This window comes from Cupriavidus sp. SIMBA_020 (assembly GCF_046535395.1).
GTDB classification, from domain to species: Bacteria; Pseudomonadota; Gammaproteobacteria; order Burkholderiales; family Burkholderiaceae; genus Cupriavidus; species Cupriavidus campinensis.
In genome coordinates this window covers 1-347 of the sequence record NZ_JAWRWU010000189.1, presented here as the reverse complement: position 1 = coordinate 347, position 347 = coordinate 1, and the positions used below count along the sequence as shown (strand labels likewise).

Genomic DNA, 347 nt, shown 5'->3' with positions numbered 1-347 from the left:
GAGCTTGCGCTTGAACAGCACCGGCACGATGCCGGAGGTCGATTGCGGTCCGGCCTTACAGGCCTCCAATACTTCGGCCAGGCGGTCGCGATGGTGCTCATGCTGCTGCGCGATGCGTTCGTGCAGGCCCTTGAACGGCCGGCCGTGCGACGGCAACACCAGCGTGTCGCGCGGCACGTCGGCGTAGCCGTCGAGCGAGCGCAGGTACAGCGGCAGCGGGTTGGCGTCGGGCTCGTAGTCGAACACACTGACGTTGGTGGAGATGCGCGGCAGCACCATGTCGCCGGAGATCAACACGCCCAGGTCGGGCGAATGCAGCGAGGCGTGCTCGGGCGCGTGGCCGTAGC

General features: G+C 68.0%; 1 protein-coding gene. It reads right to left on the bottom strand.

What is annotated here, in order from left to right; translation table 11 throughout:
* Positions 1-347: MBL fold metallo-hydrolase (locus tag SB751_RS28765; RefSeq protein ID WP_410748881.1), on the bottom strand; the 347-nt coding region annotated here is incomplete at both ends.